Consider the following 7762-nt stretch of genomic DNA (forward strand, 5'->3'; position numbering starts at 1 on the left):
CATGCCTGCAGGGTTATTTTAATGCTAATTGTCAACGTGATAGGCTTGATAAATGTCCCGCTTTGGCTGCTGACGTTCTTTTGCAACCTTTTTAATCGCCTCTTTACTTGAGAGTGCCTTGACCTTTACATAATGATCGACATGCTCCCCAATCGTCAATTCACGCCACCATTCGTTCGTCTCCGTATCAGCCGATTCTTTGGACCCCTCAATAATAAGACAACATTCACCCTTTATATCTTGATTCGACAAATGTTCAATCAACCTCTCAAGGTCACCTCTTACAAAGGTTTCGTATCTTTTGGTTAATTCTCTCGCAAAGGCTGCCTTTCGGTTGCCCAATGTTTTGAATGCAGCGGCCAAGGTGTCCTTTATTCTAAAAGGGGATTCGTAGAAAATTAAGGTATAGGGGAATTGGGATATTTCCTCCAAAGCAGCTTCTTTTTCCTTTTTGGACCTGGGCAAAAAACCATAAAACAAAAAGTGATCCGTTGGAAGCCCTGAAGCAATCAGGCTAGTCACTGCGGCATTTGAACCCGGAAGCGGTATAACGGGGACCCCTTCTTCTACGCAGCTCACAACTAATTCGTATCCCGGGTCAGACACGGCTGGTGTGCCGGCATCTGACACAAGAGCAACGTTTGCACCTTCTTTTAGCGCCTTCAAAATCTTTTCACCGCTAACCGTTTTATTATGCTCGTGGTAACTGACTAAGGATGTCTGGATTTCAAAATGGTTGCAAAGCTTTAATGTCTGCCTTGTATCTTCAGCAGCAATCATATCAGCAGATTTTAATATTTTGAGCGCCCGCATGGTTATATCATCCAAATTCCCGATTGGTGTCGGTACTAGGTAAAGCATACCGCTCCTCTCTTTATTTTGAAAGCTTTCTTGTAACAACATCATGCTTTTGCCCCCTTTACTAGCTCGACCTTTTGCCTCTTTGACAATTTCTTTATGGCATGCTCCCTTTTGAGCGCTTCGGATTTATCATCAAACCATTCTTCATAAATAAGTGATAGGGGTCTGCGTATGCGGGTATATTTTGCTCCCTTACCATCAGAATGAACTTTCAGCCGCCGCTCCACATTTGTTGTATAACCTGTATAATAACTCCCGTCGGCACATTCAAGAATATACACTGCATATGTTTTATTATCCGCCATTTCGTATATCCTCCGTATAATTACCGTTTTCATCATAGACATGAATCGGCGGCAGGACCGTTATGCCTTCCTTTCCATCCTTTGTTCCTTCAATTAATACCATATTTGCTGCTTTTCCTTTTTTCGGATGAACAAATTGAATTCGTTTGGGCTCAACTTTGTTTTTTTTCATAGAAGAAATAATCTCAATAAGACGTTCCGGCCGATGGACGAAAGCAGCCTTCCCTTTTTGTTTTAAGAGCTCACCTGCGATGGATATAACCTCTTCTAATGTAATATGTATTTCATGCCGGGCAATGGCAATATGTTCATTTACGTTACGATCTCGTGCCTGATGGGCCGGAAAATACGGGGGATTGCATGTTACAATATCGAATTGATGCTTCCCAAGCCGCTCCGGGGCATTTTTCACATCGTCACATATAAATGAAATACGGTCATCCAATCCATTTAAGGAGGCGCTTCTTAAAGCCATATCATAAATTCTTTGCTGGAGTTCGATTCCGGTTAATGTTCCTTTCGTTCGTGTCGTTAACATGATCGGTATCGCGCCATTACCAGTACATAGATCGATAAGTTTACCCTTTTGAATCGGTACATAAACAAATCTCGACAATAATACGGCATCTAAAGAAAAGGCGAATACATCGTTCGATTGAATTACCTTTAAATTTGTATCAAATAGATTATCCACCCGCTCATTTTCACCAACAGTAGTCATGACAGGTCATTCCTTTTTATGTAAAAATAGCCTTTCCACTCAAGGGAAAGGCTTTACTTCTTATTCAAAAAAGATAAGCAGAAAAGACAGTCGCCTTCTTTACGGAGGCTGCCGTAATGAAGGTTGCAAATATGAAACCCTTCTTGGTAAAGCCTGGCAAGGTTATCGTACCCTTCACCGACTTCGGGTTTCGACATTTCCTTTTTTCGAGATTGCTGACGATTCTCTTTCTCTTCCGTTTGTTCCTTTTGTAATGTCTCAATATGACGTCTAAGATTGCGATTTTCAATACTAAGATGCTGATTTTCTTCCAGAAGACTCGCAAGCTGAGCCTTTAAATCCCCTAATTCATTATAGAGCTGGCCAATCTGCTCTTCTAATCGACTTACTTGTGAAAAAATGTCTTTCTTCTCCAAGTCATCCACCTCATTATTTAGTGGCTCTGCGAAGAGATGGCCCCTTCTTCAATGAGTTCATCCAATGTGTATTCAATCACTTTTTCCTGTTCGCTTAACTCAATTTGGACAAGTCTCTCTAGAATATTAAGCCCGACGACACGGCCCTTGCCGTGATGTATAACAATTCTTTCCCCAATGTCCGGTAATTCCTGCTTTGCCGTTTCGTACTGATCATTTTCATACTTCAAACAGCACATCAGGCGGCCGCAAACCCCCGAAATTTTTGCCGGGTTTAATGAAAGATTCTGGTCTTTGGCCATTTTAATTGAAACAGGTTCAAAATCACCTAGAAAGGTTGAACAGCAGAGCATCCGTCCACATGGTCCGATCCCGCCAAGCATTTTGGCCTCATCTCTTACACCGATCTGCCTTAATTCAATTCTTGTCTTAAAGACCGCGGCTAAATCCTTAACAAGCTCACGGAAATCCACGCGTCCATCAGCAGTAAAATAGAAGATGATTTTATTTCTGTCAAATGTATATTCAACATCAACAAGCTTCATATCCAATTCGTGCTGATAGATTTTTGTCAAACAGATATCCAACGCTTCGTCTGCGTCAGCCTTGTTCTTGTTCACTTGAATACGGTCCTCTTCCGTTGCAACACGAATGACTTTTCTTAAAGGAAGAACAACATCGTCCTCACCTACAGATTTTTTTTCGATCACAACTCTGCCGTATTCTATACCCCTGGTTGTCTCGACAATGACACAATCATGCTGTGTCATGTCGAATGCCCCTGGGTCAAAATAATATATTTTACCCGCCTTTTTAAAGCGGACACCTACCACATCATAATTCATTAGAGACCCCCCCTTGTAACATGAGTACAAGCTGTTCCATCACACTTTGTTGATTGACATGTGCACTCAAACGTTTCTTTGCAGATAAAACTGATGACATATCATCCGTTACTTGCTGCAATGAGGATTTTAGGGCTTGTCTATTTAATAAATCGAGTTGATCTATATATATGATATCATCCATTCTTTCCAAATGGAGAGACATTAAATCCTTGTACCATAATAAGATAAGATCCAAGCCTATATCCATCTTGGATTGGTCATCAAAGTGAGGAGAAAAACTGCCATAAATCTTAAGTAGCACTGACTGAGATTGATTGATAAGCTCTTCCATGAATTGTATCACTTTTTGCCTTGCCTCTGCAAACCATTCATTACTGCAGTATTCAAGTGCATCTTCAATATCATTAGTCAATGCAGCACTAAGCCTGGCAAGCGGACGGGGCAATTCTTTCGCAACGAGCTGTTCCTCCATTTGTTGTCTCGATAGGGGCCTAAAAGTCAGGATTTGGCACCTGGAAATAATCGTATCAAGAAGCTGTTGCATTTGCTCTGTCATTAGCACCGCAATAGTTTCACCATTAGGTTCTTCGATAAACTTTAGGAGACTGTTCGCCGCTTGTATTGTCATATGGTCTGCTTGTTCAATAATAAAAATTTTCCTGCGCGATTCAACACCCCGGTATGAAAATTCTTTAATCAAGTTTGACACTTGTTCCTTTTTGATTGATTGGCCATCGGGTTTGACCCATACGACATCGGGGTGGTTACCCGAGTTAACCCGTCGGCAATCCCGGCAATGTCCGCAAGGCTCTGCGCCTTCTTTATTTTGGCAAAAAAAGCTTTGTGAAAGCAACTTGGCCGCTTTTCTTTTGCCTGTGCCTTTTTGGCCTTCAATAAGATAAGCATGGGCTAATTGGCCTTGGGTAAGGGCATTCGTTAAAATTCGCGCTGCTGTTGCTTGTGTTTGGGCAAGCTCCTTCCAACTCATGAACAATCACACTTTCATATATATAAATTAATAAGCAGCCCTCGGATTTCTCCAATTTTATTCAATAGATCGATGGGCGCTGACTCTTTGTTCAGCACATCATTTGTCAGGGCAACAAGCTTTTCATCTAGTTGTTTCACAATCGTTTGATGCGGACCCGACAGGCGATGCCATGAACGGGACTGTTTGGCTTCCAACCCATGATGAACAGCTTCTTTAATAAATTCATGGATACATTTTTTATAGATTTGAACATCTTTGATCGTTTTTGAGACTGTCAACCGTTTGGCCTGATCGTCAATTTTACTTAGCAGTTTATGAAGCATATCTGCTTGCAGCCGTTCATTCTGCTTGTCTATATGGTTTGTAAATGGTGTAGCCGATTTCGTATCTGATGAAAATGTTTTTGCTAAAGACTCATGTATCGATCGTTCCTTTTGAATTTTTATAGCCATCTGACTCTCCTAAAATTGGTTAAACTGATCGATGGAGAGGACAAAAACCGTTGCGCCGCCGATTTCTACCTCTACCGGATGCGGGACATATGAATCTGCGTTTCCGCCCATGGGAGAAACCGGTGCAACTAACTGGTCTCTGCTTTCACAATTATCTTTAATGATATTTAAAAGCTTATCAACTTTCTCGTCATCAGTACCGATAATAAATGTTGTGTTCCCCGACTTGAGGAAACCGCCGGTACTTGCAAGCTTTGTCGCCTTAAACCCCGTTTTCACTAACGCTGAGGATAATCTATTGCTGTCTTTGTCCTGAACAACCGCCATTATAAGCTTCAATGTCCTCACCTCATTTTTTTAGTTGCTAAACTGTTTTAGTGATTCAATAAAGTCTTCCTGAATGATTTTAAACACATCATCCTGACTTTGATCACCATTTATAAAACAAATACGCTGTTTATTTTCGCTACGGATGGCCTTAAATCCTTCCCGTACCCGACGATGATAGGCATATTTCCTTTGTTCAATACGATCCAAGTCCTCATTATATTCCTTTTCCGCCCTTTTCTGCATTCTCTCCCTTGCTGATTCGGGTGAGATATCAATAAGATATGTCCTATCAGGTTCAAGGCCCTCTGAAGCATAGTGATTTATAGCCTTGACTTGCTCAATCGGCGCCCCTAGGCCGTATCCCTGGTAGGCAATTGATGCGTCAATAAAACGATCACACAAGACGATTTTCCCTTCTTTAAGTGAAGGTTTAATTTTTTGTTTCACATGCTGTGCTCTTGATGCAGCATATAACAATATTTCAGTTTTATCCGTTAGTCCAACATATGCAGGATTCAGAATAAGTGATCGGATCACATCACTTATTTCGGTACCGCCGGGTTCCCGTGTTAATATATAAGGGATTTGGCAAAGCTCAAGATAGTCTGCCAGTTTTTTTATTTGTGTTGATTTTCCGGAACCGTCAGGCCCCTCAAATGTTATGAACAACCCTTTCACTATCATTCTCCTTCATAGATATCATAGACTTTTACTTTCTCTGTTTGAACAGTTTTGCTGCCCTGAAATGTCGCACCTGCCGCAAGCCAGCTCTGAACACTCTTCACGCCATCAGCTGTCATCTTTTCGCCCTGTAATACTAATGGAATGCCAGGCGGATAGGGAATAAGATCCTCAGATAACACATAGCCGATTGCTTCGTTTAATGGTACAGCCTTTTCGGGTAAATCGGCCATGTCCTCATATGCAATCTCAAGATGGGAAACCGAGGGCGGCATGTTGCAATTATCTCGTTGCCTTTCTTTTATTGCCTGCAAGCCATTCAAACATTTATTTATTCTATCAATTGGATTTTTTTCGTCCATGCAATCTCCTATTCCCGATACTAGCAAAACGTGATCAGGATCGGCTAGTTCAGGATAAATCCCAGCTGCCATGAGGATATCCTGAAGCCGGTAGCCTGTCATCCCGTCAGGCGCGCGAAGCAAATGCTTAAAAGGATCCAACCGATATTTCCCCGGACTTGGGTGAATTCGTTTAATCTGGGGGATGTTGTTTAACTTTTTGGCAAATTGATCAACTTGAAAAAGTGCCCGTTCCATTTGGTCTTTAGGCATTGCCGCTAAATGATATCTTGCTAAATCCAATGATGCCATAATTGGATATGACGGACTGGACGATTGCAGCATGCTTAATACATTTTCAATTTTGTTAATAGAGATGGTCTCACTGTTAATATGCAAATAAGATCCCATCGTCATTGCGGGTAATGTCTTATGTGCGGAATGAACGATGACATCCGCTCCCATATCGATCGTGCTTTCAGGTACAGGACCGCCCATTTTAAAATGAGCGCCATGCGCTTCATCGACGAGGACCAAGACTCCCTTTTGATGGGCCATTTGAATGACACTGTTAACACATTCAGAGGCCATACCATAATAATTAGGATAAGTGAGTATTAACGCTTTGGCATCAGGATAAAGATCTAATGCCCTAGTTAAAGCCCCTTCGTCAATACCCACAGGGAGATGTGTTTCCGGGTCAATGGTTGGGGATATAAAAATGGGGTCAACCTTTGCCAGTTTAAGGGCGTTGAAAATGGATTTGTGGCTGTTTCTTTGGACCAATACTTGATCCCCGCTTTGACAGGTCGATAACACCATTGTTAAATTGCCAACCGTCGACCCATTGACCAAAAAGTAACTGCGGATTGTCCCGTAATATTCAGCCAACAATGCCTGGGCTTCCTGAATCGGCCCCATGGGTTGATACAAATCATCCAACCCGTCAACCTCTGTCCCATCAATTGAAAGAACGTCTTTAAAAAGGTGCCTGCCCTTTTCAGGGAAAATTAAGCCATCTTTATGACCGGGCACATGAAAGGAACAATACTGATTCTTTTTATATCTCGTTAAAGCATCCAAAAGTGGCGTTTTAAATTGGTTCATCATATAATCCTTTACCATCTTATCTATCATAATCATATTTTATCATATGATTCGTTATCCTTCACTTCACCTTGAGGCTTGTCCCCTGAGAAAAAAATAAAGCGGACATCATGATGAATGCCCACTCTCCATAGCATGCTTTACCTGTATGCTTAATTTTGATAACTTTTTTAAGTAGTAATGATACTTTATGTCATTTACATCTGTCTCTAGCATTTCCTTTTGACAAGAATCACAGATTAATTGATCACAAATATGAATACCTTCTGCTTTTTTTTCATTACATATCATACACGTTTCCCCTGTGTATTTTTTCGCCGTTACTGCCACGTCCAACCACCTCCATTAGCCATATTGCCCAAATTTTTAATAAATATTCACTTTAAGTGAATATTTATGTGAAATGTTTCTGCATGACTGTGGCATGATTCAGGCAAATTATGACCTGCACTCTGCAAACCTTTCCAGTTTATGCATTCGTTCATCAGCTCAATGATTATCATAGAATAAATATTGTATTTTGACGCGTTTTTATATTATATGGGCAATTAATACCGTTCGTGTTTGTCACATCAATAAAAATTAGCTGTTGGGCGAATTTGATATAAAATGCAAAAAAAGAGACAGGCTCTAAAGCCTATCTCTATGTTTGCCTGGCGACGTCCTACTCTCACAGGGGGAAGCCCCCAATTACCATCGGCGCTGAAGA

11 protein-coding genes are annotated in these 7762 nt (G+C 41.2%); all 11 read right to left on the reverse strand.

All coding sequences use genetic code 11. The features are described 5' to 3' along the window. Nucleotides 1–24 precede the first annotated feature (24 nt). Nucleotides 25–906 carry a 16S rRNA (cytidine(1402)-2'-O)-methyltransferase gene (gene rsmI, locus EV207_RS17950; protein WP_341539810.1) on the reverse strand — a complete coding sequence of 294 codons (882 nt, stop codon included), beginning with the start codon at nucleotides 904–906 and terminating at the stop codon, nucleotides 25–27. Next, nucleotides 903–1166: a GIY-YIG nuclease family protein gene (locus tag EV207_RS17955; protein ID WP_132747529.1), complete on the reverse strand. Its 264-nt coding sequence runs from the start codon at nucleotides 1164–1166 to the stop codon at nucleotides 903–905. The genes rsmI and EV207_RS17955 overlap by 4 nt, the downstream gene beginning before the upstream one ends. Then, nucleotides 1156–1887, reverse strand: coding sequence for a tRNA1(Val) (adenine(37)-N6)-methyltransferase (locus EV207_RS17960; RefSeq protein ID WP_132747530.1), 732 nt, complete (start codon nucleotides 1885–1887; stop codon nucleotides 1156–1158). Before EV207_RS17960 ends, EV207_RS17955 begins: the two co-directional genes overlap by 11 nt. A 53-nt stretch (nucleotides 1888–1940) precedes the next feature. Beyond that, entirely contained in the window at nucleotides 1941–2303 is a 363-nt protein-coding gene (gene yabA, locus EV207_RS17965; RefSeq protein WP_132747531.1) for a DNA replication initiation control protein YabA, read from the reverse strand. A 17-nt stretch (nucleotides 2304–2320) separates the two neighbouring features. Beyond that, on the reverse strand, nucleotides 2321–3148 hold the full coding sequence (locus EV207_RS17970; protein WP_132747532.1) for a PSP1 domain-containing protein: 828 nt from the start codon (nucleotides 3146–3148) through the stop codon (nucleotides 2321–2323). After that, on the reverse strand, nucleotides 3138–4139 hold the full coding sequence (holB, locus tag EV207_RS17975; protein WP_132747533.1) for a DNA polymerase III subunit delta': 1002 nt from the start codon (nucleotides 4137–4139) through the stop codon (nucleotides 3138–3140). The genes EV207_RS17970 and holB overlap by 11 nt, the downstream gene beginning before the upstream one ends. Before the next feature lie 14 nt (nucleotides 4140–4153). Further along, entirely contained in the window at nucleotides 4154–4594 is a 441-nt protein-coding gene (locus tag EV207_RS17980) for a YaaR family protein (RefSeq protein ID WP_132747534.1), read from the reverse strand. A gap of 9 nt (nucleotides 4595–4603) precedes the next feature. Beyond that, nucleotides 4604–4933 carry a cyclic-di-AMP receptor gene (locus EV207_RS17985; protein WP_132747535.1) on the reverse strand — a complete coding sequence of 110 codons (330 nt, stop codon included), beginning with the start codon at nucleotides 4931–4933 and terminating at the stop codon, nucleotides 4604–4606. An 18-nt stretch (nucleotides 4934–4951) separates the two neighbouring features. Beyond that, complete coding sequence (tmk, locus tag EV207_RS17990; protein ID WP_207902969.1) at nucleotides 4952–5602, reverse strand: dTMP kinase; 651 nt, start codon at nucleotides 5600–5602, stop codon at nucleotides 4952–4954. A gap of 2 nt (nucleotides 5603–5604) precedes the next feature. Next, nucleotides 5605–7083, reverse strand: coding sequence for an aminotransferase class I/II-fold pyridoxal phosphate-dependent enzyme (locus EV207_RS17995; RefSeq protein WP_243647137.1), 1479 nt, complete (start codon nucleotides 7081–7083; stop codon nucleotides 5605–5607). 78 nt (nucleotides 7084–7161) lie between these two features. Beyond that, a complete protein-coding gene (locus EV207_RS18000; protein WP_243647138.1) occupies nucleotides 7162–7383 on the reverse strand; it encodes a sigma factor G inhibitor Gin in 222 nt (73 codons plus the stop codon). Nucleotides 7384–7762 lie beyond the last annotated feature (379 nt).

Origin of the sequence: Scopulibacillus darangshiensis, from assembly GCF_004341035.1 — a bacterium.
Classification (GTDB): domain Bacteria; phylum Bacillota; class Bacilli; order Bacillales; family Sporolactobacillaceae; genus Scopulibacillus; species Scopulibacillus darangshiensis.